The 21,442-nt window shown below is 43.6% G+C and carries 19 protein-coding genes and 1 tRNA gene; 10 read left to right on the top strand and 10 right to left on the bottom strand.

Annotation, left to right across the window (positions count from 1 at the left end; all coding sequences use genetic code 11):
* Positions 1–76, top strand: a tRNA-Thr gene (locus E5A76_RS05815).
* A gap of 130 nt (positions 77–206) precedes the next feature.
* On the opposite strand, the gene mrcB is transcribed toward E5A76_RS05815, so the two are convergent.
* Positions 207–2,687: a penicillin-binding protein 1B gene (mrcB, locus tag E5A76_RS05810; protein WP_161118369.1), complete on the bottom strand. Its 2,481-nt coding sequence runs from the start codon at positions 2,685–2,687 to the stop codon at positions 207–209.
* A 113-nt stretch (positions 2,688–2,800) separates the two neighbouring features.
* Positions 2,801–5,299 carry an ATP-dependent helicase HrpB gene (gene hrpB / locus E5A76_RS05805; RefSeq protein WP_161118368.1) on the bottom strand — a complete coding sequence of 833 codons (2,499 nt, stop codon included), beginning with the start codon at positions 5,297–5,299 and terminating at the stop codon, positions 2,801–2,803.
* 114 nt (positions 5,300–5,413) lie between these two features.
* On the opposite strand from hrpB, the gene sfsA reads away from it, so the two are divergent.
* From sfsA to panC, 7 genes are all read left to right on the top strand, one after another.
* Positions 5,414–6,127 (top strand): DNA/RNA nuclease SfsA, encoded by a 714-nt coding sequence (sfsA, locus tag E5A76_RS05800; RefSeq protein WP_161118367.1) that lies wholly within the window; start codon positions 5,414–5,416, stop codon positions 6,125–6,127.
* Between the two features lie 129 nt (positions 6,128–6,256).
* The gene (gene dksA / locus E5A76_RS05795; protein WP_053988088.1) at positions 6,257–6,706 is read left to right on the top strand and encodes an RNA polymerase-binding protein DksA; all 450 of its coding nucleotides are present in this window, start codon (positions 6,257–6,259) and stop codon (positions 6,704–6,706) included.
* Between the two features lie 304 nt (positions 6,707–7,010).
* Complete coding sequence (gluQRS, locus tag E5A76_RS05790) at positions 7,011–7,895, top strand: tRNA glutamyl-Q(34) synthetase GluQRS (RefSeq protein WP_081001665.1); 885 nt, start codon at positions 7,011–7,013, stop codon at positions 7,893–7,895.
* A 54-nt stretch (positions 7,896–7,949) separates the two neighbouring features.
* Positions 7,950–9,383 (top strand): polynucleotide adenylyltransferase PcnB, encoded by a 1,434-nt coding sequence (gene pcnB, locus E5A76_RS05785; protein ID WP_258178283.1) that lies wholly within the window; start codon positions 7,950–7,952, stop codon positions 9,381–9,383.
* Positions 9,380–9,865 (top strand): 2-amino-4-hydroxy-6-hydroxymethyldihydropteridine diphosphokinase, encoded by a 486-nt coding sequence (gene folK, locus E5A76_RS05780; protein ID WP_008987945.1) that lies wholly within the window; start codon positions 9,380–9,382, stop codon positions 9,863–9,865. Before pcnB ends, folK begins: the two co-directional genes overlap by 4 nt.
* A gap of 26 nt (positions 9,866–9,891) precedes the next feature.
* A complete protein-coding gene (gene panB / locus E5A76_RS05775; RefSeq protein ID WP_161118366.1) occupies positions 9,892–10,686 on the top strand; it encodes a 3-methyl-2-oxobutanoate hydroxymethyltransferase in 795 nt (264 codons plus the stop codon).
* A gap of 10 nt (positions 10,687–10,696) precedes the next feature.
* Positions 10,697–11,584 (top strand): pantoate--beta-alanine ligase, encoded by an 888-nt coding sequence (gene panC, locus E5A76_RS05770; protein WP_008987943.1) that lies wholly within the window; start codon positions 10,697–10,699, stop codon positions 11,582–11,584.
* A gap of 72 nt (positions 11,585–11,656) precedes the next feature.
* Here panC and E5A76_RS05765 read toward each other — a convergent pair whose 3' ends face one another.
* The gene (locus E5A76_RS05765) at positions 11,657–12,427 is read right to left on the bottom strand and encodes an ABC transporter permease (protein WP_053988087.1); all 771 of its coding nucleotides are present in this window, start codon (positions 12,425–12,427) and stop codon (positions 11,657–11,659) included.
* Positions 12,424–13,359: an ABC transporter ATP-binding protein gene (locus tag E5A76_RS05760; RefSeq protein ID WP_161118365.1), complete on the bottom strand. Its 936-nt coding sequence runs from the start codon at positions 13,357–13,359 to the stop codon at positions 12,424–12,426. Before E5A76_RS05760 ends, E5A76_RS05765 begins: the two co-directional genes overlap by 4 nt.
* A 117-nt stretch (positions 13,360–13,476) precedes the next feature.
* On the opposite strand from E5A76_RS05760, the gene can reads away from it, so the two are divergent.
* Complete coding sequence (gene can, locus E5A76_RS05755) at positions 13,477–14,166, top strand: carbonate dehydratase (RefSeq protein WP_053988085.1); 690 nt, start codon at positions 13,477–13,479, stop codon at positions 14,164–14,166.
* Positions 14,167–14,213: 47 nt separating this feature from the next.
* Here can and hpt read toward each other — a convergent pair whose 3' ends face one another.
* Positions 14,214–14,747 (bottom strand): hypoxanthine phosphoribosyltransferase, encoded by a 534-nt coding sequence (gene hpt, locus E5A76_RS05750; RefSeq protein WP_008987939.1) that lies wholly within the window; start codon positions 14,745–14,747, stop codon positions 14,214–14,216.
* 222 nt (positions 14,748–14,969) lie between these two features.
* On the opposite strand from hpt, the gene E5A76_RS05745 reads away from it, so the two are divergent.
* A complete protein-coding gene (locus tag E5A76_RS05745) occupies positions 14,970–15,578 on the top strand; it encodes a TetR/AcrR family transcriptional regulator (protein WP_053988084.1) in 609 nt (202 codons plus the stop codon).
* A 79-nt stretch (positions 15,579–15,657) separates the two neighbouring features.
* Here the strand turns inward: E5A76_RS05745 and E5A76_RS05740 are convergent, their stop codons facing one another.
* The 5 genes from E5A76_RS05740 to E5A76_RS05720 all read right to left on the bottom strand — a co-directional run bounded on the left by E5A76_RS05740 (position 15,658) and on the right by E5A76_RS05720 (position 21,300).
* Positions 15,658–16,698, bottom strand: a complete 1,041-nt coding sequence (locus tag E5A76_RS05740) for an ABC transporter ATP-binding protein (protein ID WP_008987937.1) — start codon at positions 16,696–16,698, stop codon at positions 15,658–15,660.
* A complete protein-coding gene (locus E5A76_RS05735) occupies positions 16,698–18,326 on the bottom strand; it encodes an ABC transporter permease (protein ID WP_107166873.1) in 1,629 nt (542 codons plus the stop codon). The genes E5A76_RS05740 and E5A76_RS05735 overlap by 1 nt, the downstream gene beginning before the upstream one ends.
* Positions 18,327–18,492: 166 nt before the next feature.
* The gene (locus tag E5A76_RS05730) at positions 18,493–19,506 is read right to left on the bottom strand and encodes a Fe(3+) ABC transporter substrate-binding protein (protein ID WP_053988082.1); all 1,014 of its coding nucleotides are present in this window, start codon (positions 19,504–19,506) and stop codon (positions 18,493–18,495) included.
* A 175-nt stretch (positions 19,507–19,681) separates the two neighbouring features.
* Positions 19,682–20,911, bottom strand: coding sequence for an ammonium transporter (locus E5A76_RS05725; RefSeq protein WP_008987934.1), 1,230 nt, complete (start codon positions 20,909–20,911; stop codon positions 19,682–19,684).
* A gap of 50 nt (positions 20,912–20,961) precedes the next feature.
* Entirely contained in the window at positions 20,962–21,300 is a 339-nt protein-coding gene (locus tag E5A76_RS05720; RefSeq protein ID WP_008987933.1) for a P-II family nitrogen regulator, read from the bottom strand.
* Positions 21,301–21,442: the final 142 nt, after the last annotated feature.

Here is a 21,442-nt window from a genome sequence, read left to right as displayed (position 1 = left end):
GCCGACTTAGCTCAGTAGGTAGAGCAACTGACTTGTAATCAGTAGGTCACCAGTTCGACTCCGGTAGTCGGCACCATCTTTTGAAACCTCATCTTTGATGAGGTTTTTTTTCATCTAAAGAAAATCCCCTCTTTCTAATCATCACTCCCCTTTCAGACAGAAAAAAGCCCCGCTATATGAGCGAGGCTTTTTGCAATACCGATAGATTAACCACCCGTAAACATATTGGTGATCCAAGCGGCAGGTTTATTACTTGAACACTGCGCTTTTAATTGTCCATCTTTATCCCAAACCGGCAACGAAACACTACCGTTACAGTTAGGTGTTAATGTGCCATTAGCTTGCTTATCGTATTTCATAGTTGTGATCTGTTTTGGCCACGGCAATGTCAGTGGGGCTGGTTGCCTCCGAGTAAGATAATCAGCATAAATACGTAAAGCACCACTAGAGCCTGTTAAACGCACTGGAGTGTTATCATCACGTCCAACCCATACTACCGCCACTTCATGACCATCAGCACCTGCAAACCAGCTATCACGGTTCTTATCCGTTGTTCCGGTTTTACCAGCCAATTTTGCCGCGCTGAACTTACTTTGTAAGTAACGTGCGGTGCCTTGGCTAACCACGCGCTTCATATCATACGTAGTGAGCCACGCAGCCTGCTCTGGCACTACCTGAGCAGCTTTCGGATAGTTCTGATAAAGAATTCTACCTTTCTGATCGACTACCGCTCGTAGCGCAGTTAAATCAGCTTTACGTCCACCACTGGTAATGGTCTGGAACATTTGTGCCACCTCATAAGGTGATAAGGTAAATGAACCTAGCAGAATTGATGGCAGTTTAGGAATTTCATCGCGATCAACACCCAATTTGCTCATGGTATTAATCACACTTCCCAGCCCAACTTTTAAACCAAGATTTACCGTTGGCACATTCAAAGAATTAGCTAACGCATAATAAAGTGGCACTTGGCCTCTAAACTTACGATCGTAATTTCGAGGACGCCATGTAGTGCCTTTGCTGCCACGTAATACAATCGACTTATCATCCAAGCTGGTTGCTAGATTAAATTTATTAGGCTCGCTTAATGCCGTTAAATAAACCGCAGGTTTAGCTAATGAGCCAATTTGACGGCTCGCATCTAACGCACGGTTAAAGCCAGCATAACCAGGGCGACTACCACCGACAATAGCGCGTACTTCTCCGCTTAGGCGATCAACCACCACCATTGCCGTTTCAACTTTCAGCCCTGCTTTTTTATTGAGCTTTGGCACCATTGCAGCAACACTTTGCTCTGCTGATTGCTGTGATAATGGGTCTAAGGTACTGAAGATACGAAGACCTTTACCTGACTTATAAATATCACCGACATCACGCTCTAACTCACGTTGTAGTTGCTGGAAATAAGCAGGCTGACGACTAGCGATCTTCGGTGTCTTTTGTACGCCTAATGGGCTTGAAGCTGCAGCTTCATATTCAGCACCTGTCAGGGTGTTGTTTTTAAGCAGAAGGCTTAACACCAAATCACGACGCTCTAGCGTACGCTCTGGATGTCGCCAAGGGTTAAACTGAGAAGGCCCTTTCACCATGCCCACCAGCATGGCTAACTGTGCAGGTGTTAACTCGTCCAATGGGCGACCAAAATACAGTCTTGCTGCTAATGGGAAACCATGTACCTCTTTACCGCCATTTTGACCAAGATAGATTTCGTTAAGGTAAGCTTCTAATACCCGATCTTTGCTATAGCGATAATCAATGATCACGGCGATATAGGCTTCACGAACTTTACGCCATAGGCTGCGTTCACGGCTTAAAAATAAGTTCTTAGCGAGCTGCTGGGTTAAAGTACTACCACCTTGTACAGTGCGACCTGCACGTAAGTTAACGAACATGGCACGAATGATGGCTAATGGTGAAACACCATCATGTTGATAGAAATCTCTGTCTTCCGTTGCCAGTAATGCATCAATTAATAACGGTGGGAATTCATCACGCTTCATAAAGATGCGCTGCTCATTGCCTGAAAGGCCAAGCATACCGAGCATTTTAGGTTCAATGTTGAAATAACCTAACGAGCGTTTAGTGGTTAAATCTTTAATACTTACTAGGTTGTTACCAGAAAAAGTCAGCAACACATGACTTTTTTTCTCAGCCCCTTCTGGAAAATCAAACGGACGTCGGATCAATTCAATGCGCGTTGATGAAGCAGAGTATTCCCCTATACGGGTTGGTGTGCGCACTTTGTGGTATTTCAATAAATCTAATTCACGGCGCACATCCATAATACTGATGTGTTGATCAGGGCGAAGTGTTAACACTCGACCATAAACAACGGACGGTAAATCCCAAATTTGACCGTCCATTTTATTGCGCACAATCGTGTCTAAATAAATCCCGACCACCAGCATCGCAGCCACCACCACTAAACCAATTTTAAAGCCTAGCCAGCCAAGCTTTTTAAGCCATGGGCGATCTTTTTTTGTGGTCTTTTTGGTTTTCTTCGCAGGCGTTTTTTTTGCTGGAGTCTTTCTTGTCGCACTCGTTGTCGTGCGCTTAGTTGGCTTTTTTTCGGTAGGTTTTGGTTTTACAGGTGTTTTTTTTCGAGGTGTCGTCGGCTTTTTCCCGCCACTGTCTTTCGGCGGTGCGACATGTTTTCTTGACTGTAGATGAAGAGGCAACTTAATCATAATGCGTCAACTAATGTCATTCCTATATAAAATAGGAGCAAATAATACTGCTCCTATACATGTGATTTGATAATTATTGGACACTATACCTGATTATATATACAGGTCTATTGCTACATATATTTTTTCGTTTTGCGAGTTGGAATATGATTGGCGGGATCATCCGGCCATGGATGCTTGGGATAACGTCCTTTCATTTCCTTCTGCACTTCTTTGTATGAGCCCTGCCAAAATGCCGCTAAGTCTTGGGTAATTTGTAACGGTCGCTGTGCTGGAGATAACAACTCAAGGACTAATGCTACTTTGCCATTAGCAATACAAGGCGACGCTTTTTCACCAAACATTTCCTGTAATTTAACCGCAAGCACTGGCTGTTGTTGCTCATGATAACGGATCACTATATTAGACCCTGTTGGCACTTGATAATGCGTTGGCAGTAGCAAATCAATCTGTTGTTTTTTATCCCAACCTAAATATGCTTCTAAGGCGGCAAGTACATCAACTTTCGCTACGCCTTTCATGGTCTTGATCCCATTCATATAGGGCAGTAACCATGTATCAGCTGCAATAAGTAAACTCTCATCATCTAATGCAGGAAGGTTTAATTCGGGTAACCATTGTGCGGCACAACGGGCACGGGTTAAGAGTGAATGGGCTTTATCCGTCCAATTCAATACGCTTAACCCTTTACGCTTAATCGCATTCACCAGTGCTTCACTGGCGAGGGCTGGATCAGGTTCTGGCGCAATATCTCGGCTTATAATTAGCTTGCCGCAGTAAACACGATGCTCAGCGCCTAATCGCCCTTTCTTATCATCCCAATCGAGCCAATCTTGCGCAGTGAAGAGTTGAGGATGCACTTGCTGCAACTGTGTAATATCGACCGCAACAGCTGAGAAAACTCGGCTATCCCCTTGGCGTGTTTTCACCACATCGGCAACCACTAAGGTTTGCTCAGATGCTAAGCTCAGATCAACCTCTAGCATTACTCCTTGACCATTAGATAGCTGATAACGTCCATCATTGTTACGGGTCATTGCGATACGATCCGGAAAGCCCGCAGCCAGTAATGCACCCAACCATTGGTTATTCACCGTCAACGACGCACTCTTTACTTTAATATCTAGCTGTTGATGGAGCTTTTGCTGCGTTTGTATTGCTCGCTGACGATAATGCCCAGCTTTGGTAAGTTTCTGGCTTTCTAATAAATGTAATTGGAATGCGAGATCTGGATTATCCATTGCTCGAGGCGGATCTTCGAGTAAAGCAATTAACATGGCAGCTGTTGATAATATTGTCGCATCGGATTGCTCACGATACAGCTCAAGCGCAAACGCTAAGATGGCTGCATGACGAGGCTCGGCACCTAAAGATTGAATTAATTGTCCACGCTCAGTTTGCTGCCCTCGGCTGTCTATAGCGCCAAGTTGTACTAATAACTCACGAGATTGTTGCAAGGCAATGGCTGGCGGTAGATCTAACCACTGCAACTCAGCAGGATCGTTACAGCCCCATTGCACTAGCTCCATCGCCAATGAGGTTAGATCACTTCGCAAAATTTCAGGCTGTGGTGTAGCAGGTTGGCGTTGTAACTGCTCTTCGCTGTACATGCGCAGACAAATACCCGCTTCTAATCGCCCAGCACGACCAGCTCGTTGCTCAGCCGACGATTGTGCGATACGTACTTGTTGTAAGCGACTGATCCCCGTTTTAGGATCCCACTGCGCAATTCGCTCTAAACCGCTATCAACCACTAAGCGAATACCTTCAATGGTTAAACTGGTTTCCGCGATATTGGTTGCCAATACCACTTTACGTTGTCCATTGGTTGGCGCACTGATCGCTTGTTGCTGCTGCTCAATATTTAATTGACCATATAACGGGCAAACCAATGTTTTGTTGTCTAAACGTTCTTGTAGCAATTGTTCTAAACGTTTAATTTCACCGACACCGGATAAGAACACCAGCATGGAGCCCTTTTCATTATTCAATAGCTGACAAATCGCTTGCGCCATTTTCTCAATCAGCTCACGGGGTTCAATAGTGCCGCTATAACGATATTCAACAGGGAAACAACGTCCTTGCGATTCGATATAACTCGCCTCTGGCAATAACATCATCAGCTCTTGCTGCGATAAGGTTGCCGACATGACCAGCACCGTTAAATCATCACGCAGCGCTTGTTGTACTTCAAGTGCTAACGCCAATGCCGTATCGGCATGAATAGAGCGCTCATGAAATTCATCGAAGATCAGTAAATCAATGCCAGTGAGTTCAGGATCTTGCTGCAGCATTCGGGTCATCACCCCTTCGGTGACAATCTCAAGCTTGGTCTTAGCACTGACTTTGGTTTCACCACGAACCCGCAAGCCAACAGTTTCCCCGACTTTTTCTCCTAACTGACGCGCTAAAAAGCCGGCAATATTTCTTGCCGCTAAACGTCTTGGTTCTAACATCACAATACGTCCAGCAAAGGCTTTTTGCTGTAGTAATGAAAGAGGAAGATAAGTGGATTTACCTGCGCCCGGAGGGGCTTTTAAAATCAATTGTGAGTGCGTATTTAATGCTGCAAACAAGTCAGGTAAAACGTCTTCAATAGGGAGCTGTGACAATCTAGATACCTTATGTCATGATCGAATGAATCGGCTAATGCCAGTGCCTTTAAGTGCTATTGTAGCGAAAAGGTAATTTATAACGAAAAACAATCATCAGCCATCGAGAGAACTATGAAATTTGCGCAACCTTTACAAGCAGGCAAACTTATTAAACGTTATAAGCGTTTTTTAGCCGATATTGAGCTTGATAATAATGAAGTTCGTACCATCCACTGTGCTAACACAGGGGCAATGACAGGCTGTGCCGAACCGAATAGCACTGTTTGGTATTCCACCTCAGATAACGCAAAACGTAAGTACCCTAATAGTTGGGAACTCACCCAAACACTCAATAATGATTGGATTTGTGTCAACACAGCACAAGCCAACCGATTAGTGGAAGAAGCGATTCGTAATGACGTAATTGATGAGCTAACAGGTTACACATCACTGCGAGCAGAAGTGAAATATGGTGCTGAAAATAGTCGTATTGATCTATTACTTGAATCAGAAACACGTCCACCCTGCTATATTGAAGTAAAAAGCGTCACCTTATTAGGGGAAAATAGACAAGGTTATTTCCCTGATGCTGTGACCACTCGTGGACAAAAACATTTGAGAGAGCTCACCGAAATGGTAGAGCAAGGCTACAGATCGGTACTATTTTTTGCAGTATTACATTCAGGAATTGATAGCGTTTCGGTCGCAGATCATATCGATCCGATATACGCTCAATTACTCAAACAAGCAGTAAAGGCTGGTGTTGAAGTGATCTGTTACAAGGCAGCACTGAATACCGAGCAAATCACACTAACGGATTGTATAGAATTTCGCCACTCAATCTAAAAAGTGATGCTTTCTTCACATTGGTATAGAATTGAAGAAAGACAGTAATTGCCACAGCCAAACCTTTCTGCTATAGATACCGCCCAAAATTAACCAGTGACGGTTATTAGGTACATTAGGAGATGCTATATGCCAGAGACCAACGTTAAAAAATCACTAGGCATCCTGGCTATTGCTGGGGTTGAACCTTACCAGGAAAAAGCTGGTGAAGAGTATATGGGTGAAGCACAACGCGAACACTTCCATAAGATTCTTTCAGCATGGCGTAATCAACTTCGTGAAGAAGTCGATCGTACAGTAAACCACATGCAAGACGAGGCAGCTAACTTCCCTGATCCTGTGGATCGTGCAGCTCAGGAAGAAGAATTCAGCCTTGAGTTACGTAACCGTGACCGTGAACGTAAACTGATCAAAAAGATCGAGAAAACATTGAAGCGCATTGAAGAAGATGATTTCGGCTTCTGTGATTCTTGTGGTATTGAGATCGGTATTCGTCGACTAGAAGCACGTCCAACTGCTGAACTTTGTATTGATTGTAAGACACTTGCAGAGATCAAAGAAAAGCAAATGGCTGGCTAATTACGTCGCCTGCGTTAATGCCTAATTTTAGAGGGAGCGAAAGCTCCCTCTTTCGTTTACACTAGCGTGCGATTTAATGTGGTGCACTTTTTTGCACCCTATCCATGTCGACCATAGCTTGCGCCCTGATCACGCTTAACCAGCCCACAGATTAGCTCGCACCAAACTGAATAAGGTTCTTGCATAAGAATCTTACTCAGTTTGGAGGATTTGCCTTGTTGCAGTACCCCTAGCTCTGGTCAACATATGTTAACGCCGTGCCTAATGCCCTATCAGGTCTAGGCAACTTTTTTGTTCATGATTTATGACACAGATGAACCAATATGTAGGACGCTTTGCGCCATCACCTTCAGGACCGCTTCATTTCGGCTCACTCATTGCTGCCTTGGGAAGTTACTTACAGGCTAAGTCACATCAAGGTAAATGGATTGTCAGAATTGAAGATCTTGATCCACCTCGAGAAATGCCCGGTGCTGCCGATGATATTCTGCGTACATTAGAAGCCTATGGCTTCTGTTGGGATGGTGAACTGATGTATCAAAGTCAACGTCATGATGCTTACCAAGGTCAAATCGACCAATGGTTAGCCCAAGGCGATGCTTATTATTGCCAATGTAGTCGTAAAGCAATCAAAGAAGCTGGCGGTTTTTACCCAGGTACTTGTCGTCACCTCAATCAACAGCCAAAAGACAGTGCTGTGCGATTAAAAGTGGACACACCTATCGTTGCTTTCGACGATCGATTACATGGTCGAATCGCTCTGCCGGAATCACTGGCGGGAGAAGATTTTATCATTCGACGTCGAGACGGGTTATTTGCTTACAATCTTGCGGTTGTGCTCGATGATATCGAACAAGGGATCACTGAAGTTGTTCGTGGTGCTGATTTAATAGAACCAACAGGTCGTCAAATCGGTTTATACCAGCAACTTGGTCATACCCCTGTAAGTTATTTGCACTTGCCGCTCGCTGTCACTGAAAACGGCAATAAGTTGTCGAAACAGAACCATGCGCCTGCGATTGATAAAACCAATCCGCGTCCGGCCTTGGTTGCAGCGCTACAGTTTTTAGGCCTTGCGCCACCAGCAGATCTTGCTGCACACACTGTAGAAGAAATTTTAATGTGGGGCGTTGCGCACTGGCAGCTAGATAAGCTACCAAAAACAACTGCCATCACACTAGCATTCTAAAATAGTCTGCCGTGATATATTATATACGGCTGTTTGTTGAACCAGATGCACATAATGGGGTGTATTATCTTTAATCGAGTAGCCAGCTTTTGCCGTAAAGTATTGAATCGCGACAGTAGTACTCGCGTTCCAGAGGAACAAACTTTGCAAGTTTACCAACGCCAAGAGCACAGCATTTCACGTAAAGATATCAGCGAAAATGCGCTGAAAGTACTATATCGTCTAAATAAAGCCGGTTACGACGCTTACTTAGTAGGTGGCGGCGTACGTGATTTACTGCTAGACAAACAACCAAAAGATTTTGATATTGCTACCAATGCAACGCCAGAAGAGATCAAAAAGCTGTTCCGTAACTGTCGTTTAATTGGTCGCCGTTTCCGTCTTGCCCATATCCTATTTGGACGTGACATTATCGAAGTTGCCACTTTCCGTGGTCACCACTCCGATGCACCAGTACAAGCCACAACCCCGAAAGACAGCAAACAGAAGCCACAAATTTCTTCACGCAACCGTGAAGGCATGCTACTTCGAGATAACGTCTATGGCACCATCGATGAAGATGCGGAACGCCGCGACTTTACTATCAATGCCCTGTACTACAGCGTCAAAGATTTCACTGTTACCGATTACGCAAACGGTGTTGAAGATTTAAATAATCGCATCGTACGCCTAATGGGTGATCCAGAAACCCGTTACCGTGAAGATCCTGTGCGTATGCTACGTGCAGTTCGTTTTGCGGTGAAACTGGACATGGACATTGATCCTGCAACAGCAGCACCAATCCAAGAGCTTTCATCATTACTGCAAGATATTCCTGCAGCGCGTTTGTTTGAAGAAAGTTTAAAGCTACTGCAATCAGGCCAAGGTTTAGAAACCTACCGTATGTTGCGTGAATACAACCTATTCCAGCAACTCTTCCCTATTTTGGCAGATCACTTTACCGAAGATCAAAGTAGCCAAACAGAGAAGATGATTGAGCACATCTTGGCATCAACGGATAAGCGTATTGCCGAAGATAAGCGTGTTAATCCTGCGTTTATCTATGCTGCAATGCTGTGGTATCCAATGATGATCCGCGCGGAAGAAGTCTCTTTTGCTAGCGGTTTATCGTTCTACGATGCCTTTATGGTGGCAAGTAACGATATTCTTGATGATCAAGTTCGCACGATTGCGATCCCACGCCGTCATACCACTACTGTACGTGATATTTGGCAGCAACAACTACGCTTTGCTCGCCGCAGTGGTAAACGTGCCTTTAAGACCATGGAGCATCCAAAGTTCCGCGCTGCCTACGATTTCTTAGAAATGCGAGCCCTATTTGAAGGTCATGACATTAAAGAGTTAGCGCAGTGGTGGGCTGAGTTCCAAAATGCCGATCGTAATCAACGCGGCAAAATGGTCATGAATGTCAATGAAGGTGGTAACCGCCGCCCACGTCGTCGCCGTCCTCAGCAACGTCGTAAAAAACCGCAGCCAAAATCATCATGATCCGAGCCTATATCGCGATTGGCAGTAACTTGGGCGATCCTATCGCCCAAGCGAATAGCGCCATTGATGCTTTAAAAGCACATCCAGATATGACGGTGGTTGCCGTATCATCGCTGTACAGCAGTACCCCGATGGGGCCACAAAACCAACCGGACTACATTAATGCCGTTGTCGCTATCGATACTGAATTAGCGCCATTGGCTTTACTTGATCAAACCCAAGCGATTGAGCTTGAGCATGGTCGAGTACGCAAAGATGAACGTTGGGGGCCAAGAACCTTGGATCTCGACATTCTGTTATATGGTGATCTTGAACACCATTGTGAACGTTTAACCGTTCCCCATTACGGCATGAAAGTGCGAGAATTTGTGCTTTATCCGTTAGCTGAGATCAGCCCTAAGTTAATCCTACCTGACAACACTTCTTTATCCACTCTATTGGATCAGGTAGACCTCAATGGCTTAGCTATCTGGCAAAAATAAAAAATCTATCAGGGCGAGGAGAAGCTATGAAGAAAATTACTATCAACGATCTCATGAAATGGAAGCAAGAAGGTCGTAAGTTCGCATCTGTTACCGCATACGATGCGAGTTTCGCTCAATTATTTGAGCAACAGGAAATGCCAGTTATGCTGGTTGGTGATTCTCTTGGCATGGTTTTACAAGGCCGTGAAGATACGCTTCCTGTGACGGTAGAAGATATTGCTTACCACACGCGTAGTGTTCGTGCGGGAAGCCCTAATGCATTACTGATGGCTGATATGCCATTTATGAGTTATGCAACACCAGAGCAAGCTTGCGAAAACGCAGCTAAGCTAATGCGAGCTGGTGCAAACCTGGTCAAACTAGAAGGCGGTGCATGGCTAGCAGATACCATTTCTATGCTAGCTGAACGTGCCGTTCCTGTGTGTGCTCACCTTGGTTTAACCCCGCAATCTGTTAACATTTTCGGCGGTTACAAAGTCCAAGGTCGTGATATCGATAAAGCCGAGCAAATGGTCAAAGACGCTATCGTCTTAAAAAATGCTGGCGCTCAAATCATTGTACTTGAGTGTGTTCCAGCAAGCCTTGCTGAGCGCATTACCAAAGCGGTTGATATTCCCGTCATCGGCATTGGTGCTGGTAATAGCACCGATGGTCAAATTCTAGTTATGCACGATATGTTCGGTATTTCTGCTAACTACATGCCGAAGTTTTCAAAGAACTTCCTTGCAGAAACTGGCGACATGCGTGAGGCCGTCACTAAATATATTAAAGATGTTGAAACGGGTGAATTCCCAGGACCTCAACATACTTTTGAATAAGGAATAAGAGATGCAAACATTCGCCGAAATTGCCCCACTAAGAGAGCAAATTCGTACCTGGCGCCGTGAGGGTCGTCGTATCGCTTTTGTTCCAACTATGGGTAACTTGCATGAAGGCCACTTAACGCTAATGCGTAAAGCGCGCAAACATGCCGATGTTGTTGTTGCTAGTATCTTTGTTAATCCAATGCAGTTTGATAAAGCTGAAGATCTTCAAACGTACCCACGTACGCTGGAAGAAGATATCGCCAAACTGCATGAGCAAAACATGGTTGATGTGGTGTTTACGCCAACACCAGAGATCATGTATCCAGCAGGTATTGAGAACCAAACTTTTGTTGAAGTTCCAGGCCTATCTAGCATCCTTGAAGGCGAACTGCGTCCAGGTCACTTCCGTGGCGTGGCAACCATCGTTAATAAACTTTTTAATATTGTTCAGCCTGATGTTGCCTGTTTTGGCGAGAAAGATTTCCAACAGTTGGCGTTAATTCGTCAAATGGTGATCGACTTAGCGTTAGACATCAAGATCGTTGGCGTACCAACTGTGCGTGAAATGGATGGCTTAGCCATGAGCTCTCGCAATGGCAAACTAACCGTTGACGAGCGCCAGCGTGCACCAGTGATCGCTCGCACTATGCGTTGGATCAGCAGCCAAATGCGTGGTGGTCGTACTGATTACGACGAGCTAGTGATTGATGCCAATGATCAATTACGTGCAGCAGGTCTACAGCCTGACAAATGCTTTATCCGCGATGCAGTCACTCTACTACCAGTGACAGAAGAGACCCAACAAGCGGTGATCTTAATGTCTTCTCAATTGGGTAAAGTGCGCCTAATCGACAACCAAGTGGTTGATTTAGGTCCAACACAAAACTCAGATGAAGATGTGGCTGAATAAGCATTAATGCATAAGCAAAAAAATACCGCTCACATGAGCGGTATTTTTTTATCTTTTTTCTTTGGTTACCTGTTATGAGCGTAAACCAATACCACGAGAAATTAAGTAATACGCCACACTATAAAGCGCGATAACAAACACACTTAACACCGCAAAAGAAGTACCAATCGCAACATCGGATACCCCTAAGAAGCCATAACGGAACGCATTGACCATGTAAACGATCGGGTTAATTTTCGACACGCCTTGCCAAAACTCAGGCAATAGATTGATCGAATAAAACACCCCACCCAGATAGGTTAATGGCGTTAGGACAAAGGTCGGAATAATACTGATATCATCAAAGGTACGAGCAAATACCGCATTAATTAAACCGCCGAGTGAAAACACGATCGATGTCATCACTACGGTTGCGATAATCACCCCAATATGAGCAATATGCAGTGGTACAAACAACAACGATACAATCGTCACTAACGTTCCCACCGCTAAACCTCGCAGCACACCACCACCGACATAGCCTGCAATAATGATGTAATTCGGTACCGGTGCGACCAATAACTCTTCGATATTATGCTGAAACTTAGCACTGAAAAATGAGGATGCTACATTCGAGTAAGAGTTGGTGATCACTGACATCATGATCAAACCAGGAACGATATACGCCATATAGCTAAAGCCTTCCATATCACCAATGCGGCTACCAATTAAGTTACCGAAGATAATGAAATACAAGGTCATGGTGATCGCTGGCGGCACTAAGGTTTGCACCCAAATACGAGTAAAACGATGGATCTCTTTGGTGATCAAACTCTTAAATGCGATCCAGTATTGCTTCTTCACGCCTTTGCTCCTTCTTTCTTCGCTTCCGCTTGATTGACCAGCGTGACAAATAGCTCTTCTAAGCGATTACTCTTATTACGCATCGATTTCACCGCAATGCCCTGCTCAGATAATTGAGTGAAAACAGGATTTAAACTTTCACCCTTTTTCAGCTCAACTTCCAATGTGGTGCTATCGACTAACTGACTGTTCATGCCTGTTAATTGTGGCGTTTGGGTTTGTGGCTCAATATCTAAAATGAAGGTCTCTAGTTCTAATTTACCCAGTAAGTCTTTCATCGACGTGTGCTCAATCAACTCACCGTGATTAATAATGCCAATGTTACGACACAGCATTTCTGCTTCTTCAAGGTAGTGAGTAGTTAAAATGATCGTCACTCCTTCTTGATTGATTTTGCGTAAAAACGCCCACATCGAACGACGTAATTCAATATCAACCCCAGCGGTTGGCTCATCTAAAATCAGCAGCTTTGGCTCATGCATTAATGCACGTGCGATCATTAAACGACGCTTCATACCACCGGATAAATTACGCGCACGTTCACTACGCTTACCCCATAAATCAAGTTGAGAAAGGTATTTTTTAGCACGCTCTTTAGCCACCGAACGCTCAACTCCGTAGTAACCCGCTTGGTTCACCACTATCTGCTCAACCGTTTCAAATGGGTTAAAATTAAACTCTTGTGGCACTAAACCTAGCTGATTTTTCGCATCAACTTTTTCACTATCAAGGTCATAGCCAAAGATTTTCACCGAACCAGAAGTTTTGTTCACTAACGAGCTAATAATGCCAATCGTGGTAGATTTTCCTGCGCCATTTGGCCCTAAAAGCGCAAAAAAGTCGCCTTCAGTCACGGTTAAGTTCATGTTTTTAAGCGCTTCCACACCGCCCTTGTAAGTTTTTCTTACACTTTTTATTTCTAAAGCGTTCATAAATTGCGCTCTTTCTGTTACAAAAATAAAAGGAATTATTACTGATTTATCACTAATCCGATTTGCTACCAGCTCAGCTTGTGTATAGTAAGGAACATATCAATATAAGGTATCATCATGGCAGATATTAAGCAGCTCTTCGCAAACAACCTATCTTGGTCAGAGAACATTAAAAATGAAGATCCTGACTACTTTACCGAATTAGCAAAAGGACAACATCCTCAATACCTTTGGATTGGTTGTTCTGACAGCCGTGTTCCTGCAGAACGTCTAACAGGACTGGTTTCAGGTGAGCTATTCGTTCACCGTAACGTAGCAAACCAAGTTATCCATACCGACTTAAACTGTTTATCAGTAGTGCAGTATGCCGTTGATGTTTTAAAAGTTAAACACATCATTGTTTGTGGTCACTATGGTTGTGGTGGTGTGACAGCCGCCATTGAGAATCCACAACTAGGTCTTATCAATAACTGGCTACTTCACATTCGCGACCTTTATCTAAAACACCGCTCAGATCTAGGCGCGCTACCTCGTCAAGAGTGGGATGATAAGCTATCTGAAATCAACGTCGCTTCCCAGGTTTATAACCTAGGTAACTCTACGATCCTACAGCAAGCATGGGAGCGTGGTCAGGAAGTGAAAATTCACGGTTGGATCTACGGTACAAGTAATGGTGTGCTTAAAGATCTTGGCGTGACATCAACCAGCCGCGAAACACTCGAAGTGGGTTATCAAGCTGCGATGGCATCACTGCTACCGCCACTAGAAAAATCGATTGAAGAACATATTGCTGAAAAAGCAGAATAATCTTGTTGATTAAATAGAAAAAAAGCGACCATTGGGTCGCTTTTTTATTATTCCTGTACCGGTACCACTTTACCAATGTAAGGTAAGTGACGGTATTTCTGAGCGTAGTCGATACCTACACCCACAACGAATTCATCTGGGATCACAAAGCCGTACCAATCTACTTTCACGTCTACTTCACGGCGTTCTGGCTTATCAAGTAGCGTACAAATACGAATAGACTTAGGCTCACGTAGCGATAGAATTTCACATACTTTGCTTAGAGTATTACCAGTATCGATAATATCTTCAACCAGCAGTACATCTTTACCTTTAATGTCATCATCCAGATCTTTTAGGATACGAACATCACGGCTACTTTCCATGGTATTACCGTAGCTTGATGCAGTCATAAAATCGACTTCATGTGGCAATTCAATCGCACGTGCTAGATCAGCCATGAAAACAAAAGAACCACGTAGTAAACCCACCATCACTAGATCAGTTGAGTCTTTGTAGCATTCAGTGATCTGCTTACCTAGCTCTTTTACACGTTCCTGAACTTCCTGCTCAGAAATCATTACTTCAATTGTATGTTTCATTTTCTTCTCCATTAGTGCAACAGCACTAGCCACAAGGCTACTTCTTTCAAAGGAATCGCATTGTACCACTCATTAGAAATAATGGTTATTTAATCAATAGTGTCAATTATACGAAACACATCACTGAGTAATTATTTGCCGAACAGTTGTTTATTATGTAAGCTAGCCTTATTAAAGCAGGTGCATAACTAATTTTTATACTTAGGCTAGGGATGATTAATTATGGATACGATTACCAAAAAAACTCGTACGCGTCTTTCACCGGAGAAAAGAAGGCAGCAACTTCTTGATTACTCACTAGAAGTTTTTGCTAGAAGAGGTATCGGTCGTGCAGGTCACGCTGATATTGCGGAAATGGCAAACGTTTCCGTTGCTACCGTCTTCAATTATTTTCCAACCCGAGAAGCACTGGTTGAACAAGTATTAGTTGAAGTTGAAAACGAGTTTAGTGCATTACTTGAAGAATGCCTTGGTGATAAAAACAGAACACTGCACGAACGTCTAACTTGCATTAGTCACAACCTTATCGATACCGTTTTAGAGCAACAAGATTGGATCAAAGTGTGGTTTGAATGGAGTACTTCTGTACGTGATGAAGTATGGCCACAATTTGTTGAAACTAACCGTAATAATCTACACAAAGTGCGTGATGCTTTTTCTCAAGCCATTGATAATGGTGAGATCAAAACAGAGCAAACTGCAGATGACTTAGCCAAATTACTACACGGCATTTGCTACGTACTTTATATCCAAGCTAATTTACTGCCAGATCAAACAGCACTACATCAACAAGCAGAGACTTACCTTGAAGCATTAGCACTGACTCGCTAATAAAATCCCATAAGTAAAAGGCCAGCATCATGCTGGCCTTTTTCATATCTATATTCTTTGACTTTGTAATTAACGCAACTTAAGCGACTGCAAAAACAACAGGCTGATGCGGTTCAACATCCACCGCCACACGATCGCCGATATTCATCAATGAGTGTGAATTAACAATCAATTGATGACCAGAGAAGTCAACCGTATAACGACAGCTATCGCCCATAAATTGTTGTTCGATAATTTCCCCATCGCCATCCTGCTGCAAGCTTACACGTAGGTTCTGAGGGCGTAACAACCAATCAACAGAAGTATCGTCTGCCAGTAAGGTTTCATTCGATGCTAGCGCTAATTCACCCAGTGGTGTCAGTAAGCGGTTTTGATTTTTCACTGTGGCTGGTAAGTAAGAACCTGTACCTAAGAAGTCAGCGACAAAACGACTGCTTGGCTGATAGTAAAGCTCCGTCGCCGTACCAAACTGTTCAATCACACCGTTATTCATCACCGCCATTTTATCGGCAAAAGCAAAAGCCTCTTCACGACTGTGAGTTACGAAAATAGCAGTAACACCTTGAGCTTTGAAAATCTTACGAATATCACGGATCAAACTATGGCGTACTTGCGTATCGATATTTGAAAACGGCTCATCGAGTAAGATCAAATCAGGCTCACACGCCAGTGCTCGTGCAATCGCCACGCGCTGTTGCTGACCACCAGACAATTGGTGTGGGTAACGATCTGCAAGCCCTGTTAAATGAACCAATTCCAACATCTCTTGGATCTTAGCTGCAATACGTGGCTTTTCCCAATGGCGCAAACCAAACGCGATATTTTGCGCTACGGTAAGATGCGGAAACAACGCATAGTCTTGAAAGATCATGCCAATATTACGTTTCTCTGGCGGTTGCCACTGATGTTCATCAACAATCGTACGCTCGTTGATCGACATATAGCCTTGCTCTAATGGCAATAGGCCGGCAATCGCTTTTAATAACGTTGTCTTACCGCAACCACTTGCGCCAAGCAAGCAGACGATTTCACCTGAATTAACCGCTAACGATAAGTCTTTTAACACTGGCTGACCATGGTAACTACAGGTTAAGCCACTGACAGATAATGCATGTTTCATTAGTTCTTTTGCTCCAAAGATCGGTTAACCAACACCAAAGGGATCAACCCTACCGCCACTAACAAAATCGCAGGTAATGCAGCGATTTCTAACTGCTCATCAGAGGCGAAATTAAATACATACGTCGCTAAGGTTTCAAAGTTAAATGGACGTAATAACAGTGCCGCGTTGAGCTCTTTCATCGACTCAATAAACACCAATAAACCCGCAATTAAACAGCCACGACGTATTAACGGTAAATGGACTTTTCTCAACATTGCCGTTGAGCCATATCCCATGGTTTTTGAGGCCATATCTAACGATGGCGATATTTTGGTTAAGCTAGTTTCAATACTGCCAATCGCAACAGCGGCAAAACGGACAACAAAGGCAAATACAATCGCGAAAATAGTGCCTGAGAAGATAAGTCCTGGACGACCTAAACCTAAACTAATCGCAATATCATTAACAAGGTGATCCATACTGGTCAGTGGGATCATTACCCCAATCGCCAAAACCGTTCCCGGTACCGCATAACCCAGTGACGATAAGCGAATTGGCATTTGACTTAAGCCTTTGCCATCTAAGCGGCGGTAAAAATTCACTAATAGTCCTAAGATCACCGCAATCACGGCTGCCGATACCGAGACTAATAAACTATTAATGCTGTATTGCTGAAATTCTGGCGTCCAACTCTGACTGAAGTAATCAACCGCGTAATAACCTAATTGCAGTACCGGTAGAATGAAGGCACTGCCGACTAAACTCCAACACCACACCAAGGCAAACCACTTTTTCCAACCCGTTAGCTGATATTTATAATCGCCATCGTTATCACATTGATGTTGGAACATCTTCTGTTTACGACGACTAAAACGCTCACTGCTGATCAAAAAGAAAATCACCAACAACATAATCGCGGAGATTTTTGCCGCTGCATACAAGTTCGAGTAGCCCAACCATGTATCGTATACCGCCGTGGTTAAGGTATTGACCGCAAAGTAGCTAACGGTGCCAAAATCCCCTAGCGCTTCCATTGCGACCAGAGACACACCTACCGCGATGGCAGGGCGCGCTAATGGCAATGAGATACGACGGAAACTTTCCCAAGGGGTACAACGTAGCAAACGTGCTGATTGCAATAGACTCACGCTTTGTTCCATGAACGCTGCACGAACTAATAAATAGATATAAGGATAAAGCACTAAAGCGAGGACAAAACACGCCCCACCAAGGGTACGTAGATCAGGAAACCAATAATCACTAACGTGCTGCCAACCGAAAATATCGCGCAGGAAAATCTGGATAGGGCCAGCGTAATCAAACCAGTTAGTGTAGAGATAACCGACGATATAACCTGGCATCGCAAGGGGAAGTACAAGCGCCCATTGCAGGATTTTTTCTCCCGGTAAGCGACACATTGCCATAAACCAGGCAGCAGGAAGACCAAAACAAAGAGAAAGCAGTACCGTACCAATAACAAGACCAACCGTGTTGAAGGCATAGGTTGGCATCACCGTATTAAGCAAATGACTAAACACATCATCTGAATTGCCCATTGCGGTAACAAATATCGCTAAAATAGGAAAAACCAGCAGCAGAGCAAACGTCCAACTACCGGTCTTCCAGAACAAAAACTTTTCTTTCATTTACTACTACTTAGTATTTTTTCAATATCTTTAGCCATCATCCGCATCGGCTAGATTCAGTCCCCATATTCCTTAGATGGGAAAGGGAAACTACCACAACTTATTGCAAAACTTACCAAGCACAATGTAAAAATGGGGCTTAGCGCCCCATTTATTTTGTAACTAATTACAGATCAAACTTCACTTCATCCAGCAGTTTAGTCGCTGCATTGTGGTACTGAGCAATTTCATCTAGTGATACATCGTCAGCTTTGAAGTCACCCCAAGATGCCACAAGCTCTGAACGCTTCACGCCATCTTTTACTGGGTACTCGTAGTTCACTTCTGCATACATTTCTTGTGCTTTATCAGAAGTTAGGAATTCCATTAACTTAAGTGCGTTGTCTTTGTTTGGCGCGTATTTCGCCATTGCCATACCACTTACGTTAACGTGTGTACCTTTGCTCTCTTGACCTGGGAAGTTAATGTAAACTGCTTCTGCCCATGCTTTTTGGTTTTCATCGTTAACCATTTTACCTAGGTAGTAGCTGTTACCAATTGCCAGATCACATAGACCTTCTTTCACAGCTTGCACTTGCGCACGATCGTTACCTTGTGGCTTACGCGCAAGGTTCGCTTTCACGCCTTCAAGCCATACTTTGGTTTCCGCTTCACCGTAATGAGCGATCATTGATGATACTAATGAAACATTGTAAGGGTGTTTACCAGAGCGAGTACAAATCTTGCCTTTCCACTCAGGCTTCGCTAAGTCACTGTAATCAAAAGATGCTGGTAGCTTACCTACACGATCTTTTGATGAATAAACGTTACGAGAACGCAATGTTAGAGCAAACCACTCATCTTCGTTATCACGGAACTGAGCAGGTACATTGCTATCAATCACTTTGCTATCAACAGCTTGAACTAGCTTCTTATCTGAAAGCTCAACCAAGCGGCTAATATCTGTTGTTAATACAACGTCTGCTGGGCTGTACTGACCTTCTTGTTGTAGTTTTTCAGCAATACCTTGTTTAGCAAATTTCACATTAACTTTAATACCTGTTTCTTTTGTGAACTCGTTAAACATAGGCTCAACTAAGAAAGGTTGACGGTATGAATAAACATTTACCTCTTCAGCCGCAGTGGCAACTTGAGGAGCGGCTAAACCCATAAGGATGGCAGGAGCTAAAAGCTTTTTCATTGATTATTCCCTTAAACGCAAAATGTAATGATAATGTTTCTCAATAACATTCATTATACGCAAAAGACTTCCCTTCGCAATCTAGCCGTTACAAATTTTTACAATCAAAAATAAGAATCGCCACCTATCTCTAGGTGGCGATTATTTATCTATAAAGTAATTAGTTACTTATATTTTATTTCACGCTAACAAATTCTGGGTATGCATCAACACCACAATCGTGTGAGTCCATACCTTCTAATTCTTCTTCTTCTGTTACACGGATACCAATTGTTGCTTTTAGCACGCCCCATACCGCAAAGCTTGCAGCAAATACCCAACCGAAGATAACAGCAGCACCAAATAACTGGGTCATAAAGCTGGCATCAGCGTTACTAAATGGCACTACCATTAGACCAAATAGACCACACACACCGTGTACAGAAATTGCACCTACAGGATCATCAATCTTCACTTTATCTAGTGCGATGATACTAAATACAACCAATGCACCTGCAACCACACCAATAATTACCGCTGCAACTGGTGATGGAGATAAAGGATCTGCGGTAATAGCAACTAGACCAGCTAATGCACCGTTCAATACCATGGTTAAATCAGCTTTACCCCATGTTGTTTTACATACTGCCAATGCTGCAATCGCACCTGCTGCCGCTGCTGCATTGGTATTTAGGAAGATTTGACCTACTGCCGTTGCGTTCTCAAAGTCAGACACCATTAGCTGGGAACCACCATTGAAACCAAACCAACCGAACCACAGAATAAATGTACCTAATGTTGCAAGTGGCATGTTTGAACCAGGAATTGGGTAAATTTCACCGTTTTTACCGTACTTACCTTTACGCGCACCAAGCAGTAATACGCCTGCTAATGCTGCAGCAGCACCTGCCATGTGAACAATACCTGAGCCTGCAAAATCACTGAAACCTGCTTCTGATAGGAAACCACCGCCCCATGTCCAGTAACCTTCAACCGGATAGATAAATGCCGTTAGCACTACAGAGAAAATAAGGAATGACCACAGCTTCATACGCTCAGCAACCGCGCCCGATACCACTGACATTGCTGTTGCAACGAATACTACTTGGAAGAAGAAGTCAGACTCTAATGAGTGATCAGCCCCTTCCGCTTGGGTACCAATTAAAGTACCAAATGACGGTAACCAGCCACCAGCACCATTATCAACGTACATGATGTTGTAACCCACTAGCAGGTACATAGTACAAGCGATAGCATATAAGCAGATGTTTTTAGTTAAGATTTCTGTGGTGTTTTTAGAGCGAACAAGACCTGCTTCTAACATTGCAAATCCAGCTGCCATCCACATGACTAATGCTCCAGACATCAAAAAGAAAAAGGTATCTAGCGCATAACGTAATTCTGTTACTGTTGTTGATAATTCCATGGTCGTCTTCCCCTAATAACCCTAATTCATCAATTCGTTACGTTTACGATCTACAGCGCTTCAGTATCAACTTCACCTGTACGGATACGTACTGCGTGTTCAAGGTCATAAACAAAAATTTTTCCATCACCGATTTTGCCGGTTTGCGCAGCATTGCTGATCGCTTCAACAATGGCATCTAAGTTCTGGGCTTGTGTGGCAATTTCAATTTTCACCTTAGGCAGAAAATCCACCTGATACTCAGCACCACGGTACAATTCGGTGTGTCCTTTCTGTCGGCCAAATCCTTTGACTTCCGAGACAGTCATACCTTCAACACCGACATCAGCTAATGCTTCACGTACATCGTCTAACTTAAATGGCTTAATAATGGCGTTAATGATCTTCATTGCTAGCTCCTCAAATACCCAATCCTTGATGTTTACACTTATTTAACAAACAAGCATTGTGCCAATATTTATTTTCCCAAACATTCAATAACTTATAAGTTTAAGGACAAATAAATGAAAAAAGGCTGCACTATTACAGTGC

The sequence above is a fragment of the Photobacterium lucens genome (genome assembly GCF_009873615.1).
Taxonomy (GTDB): domain Bacteria; phylum Pseudomonadota; class Gammaproteobacteria; order Enterobacterales; family Vibrionaceae; genus Photobacterium; species Photobacterium lucens.
Note: the sequence above shows the minus strand (reverse complement) of the source record. Positions and strands in the feature narration are given on the sequence as shown.

Coding starts and splice junctions, on each gene's coding strand:
- E5A76_RS05720 (WP_008987933.1), bottom strand. CDS start 21,300: ATGAAGATCATTAACGCCATTATTAAGCCATTTAAGTTAGACGATGTA.
- E5A76_RS05760 (WP_161118365.1), bottom strand. CDS start 13,359: ATGAACGCTTTAGAAATAAAAAGTGTAAGAAAAACTTACAAGGGCGGT.
- can (WP_053988085.1), top strand. CDS start 13,477: ATGGCAGATATTAAGCAGCTCTTCGCAAACAACCTATCTTGGTCAGAG.
- E5A76_RS05745 (WP_053988084.1), top strand. CDS start 14,970: ATGGATACGATTACCAAAAAAACTCGTACGCGTCTTTCACCGGAGAAA.
- folK (WP_008987945.1), top strand. CDS start 9,380: ATGATCCGAGCCTATATCGCGATTGGCAGTAACTTGGGCGATCCTATC.
- E5A76_RS05730 (WP_053988082.1), bottom strand. CDS start 19,506: ATGAAAAAGCTTTTAGCTCCTGCCATCCTTATGGGTTTAGCCGCTCCT.
- gluQRS (WP_081001665.1), top strand. CDS start 7,011: ATGACACAGATGAACCAATATGTAGGACGCTTTGCGCCATCACCTTCA.
- E5A76_RS05740 (WP_008987937.1), bottom strand. CDS start 16,698: ATGAAACATGCATTATCTGTCAGTGGCTTAACCTGTAGTTACCATGGT.
- panB (WP_161118366.1), top strand. CDS start 9,892: ATGAAGAAAATTACTATCAACGATCTCATGAAATGGAAGCAAGAAGGT.
- E5A76_RS05735 (WP_107166873.1), bottom strand. CDS start 18,326: ATGAAAGAAAAGTTTTTGTTCTGGAAGACCGGTAGTTGGACGTTTGCT.
- sfsA (WP_161118367.1), top strand. CDS start 5,414: ATGAAATTTGCGCAACCTTTACAAGCAGGCAAACTTATTAAACGTTAT.
- panC (WP_008987943.1), top strand. CDS start 10,697: ATGCAAACATTCGCCGAAATTGCCCCACTAAGAGAGCAAATTCGTACC.
- pcnB (WP_258178283.1), top strand. CDS start 7,950: ATGGGGTGTATTATCTTTAATCGAGTAGCCAGCTTTTGCCGTAAAGTA.
- E5A76_RS05725 (WP_008987934.1), bottom strand. CDS start 20,911: ATGGAATTATCAACAACAGTAACAGAATTACGTTATGCGCTAGATACC.
- dksA (WP_053988088.1), top strand. CDS start 6,257: ATGCCAGAGACCAACGTTAAAAAATCACTAGGCATCCTGGCTATTGCT.
- hpt (WP_008987939.1), bottom strand. CDS start 14,747: ATGAAACATACAATTGAAGTAATGATTTCTGAGCAGGAAGTTCAGGAA.
- mrcB (WP_161118369.1), bottom strand. CDS start 2,687: ATGATTAAGTTGCCTCTTCATCTACAGTCAAGAAAACATGTCGCACCG.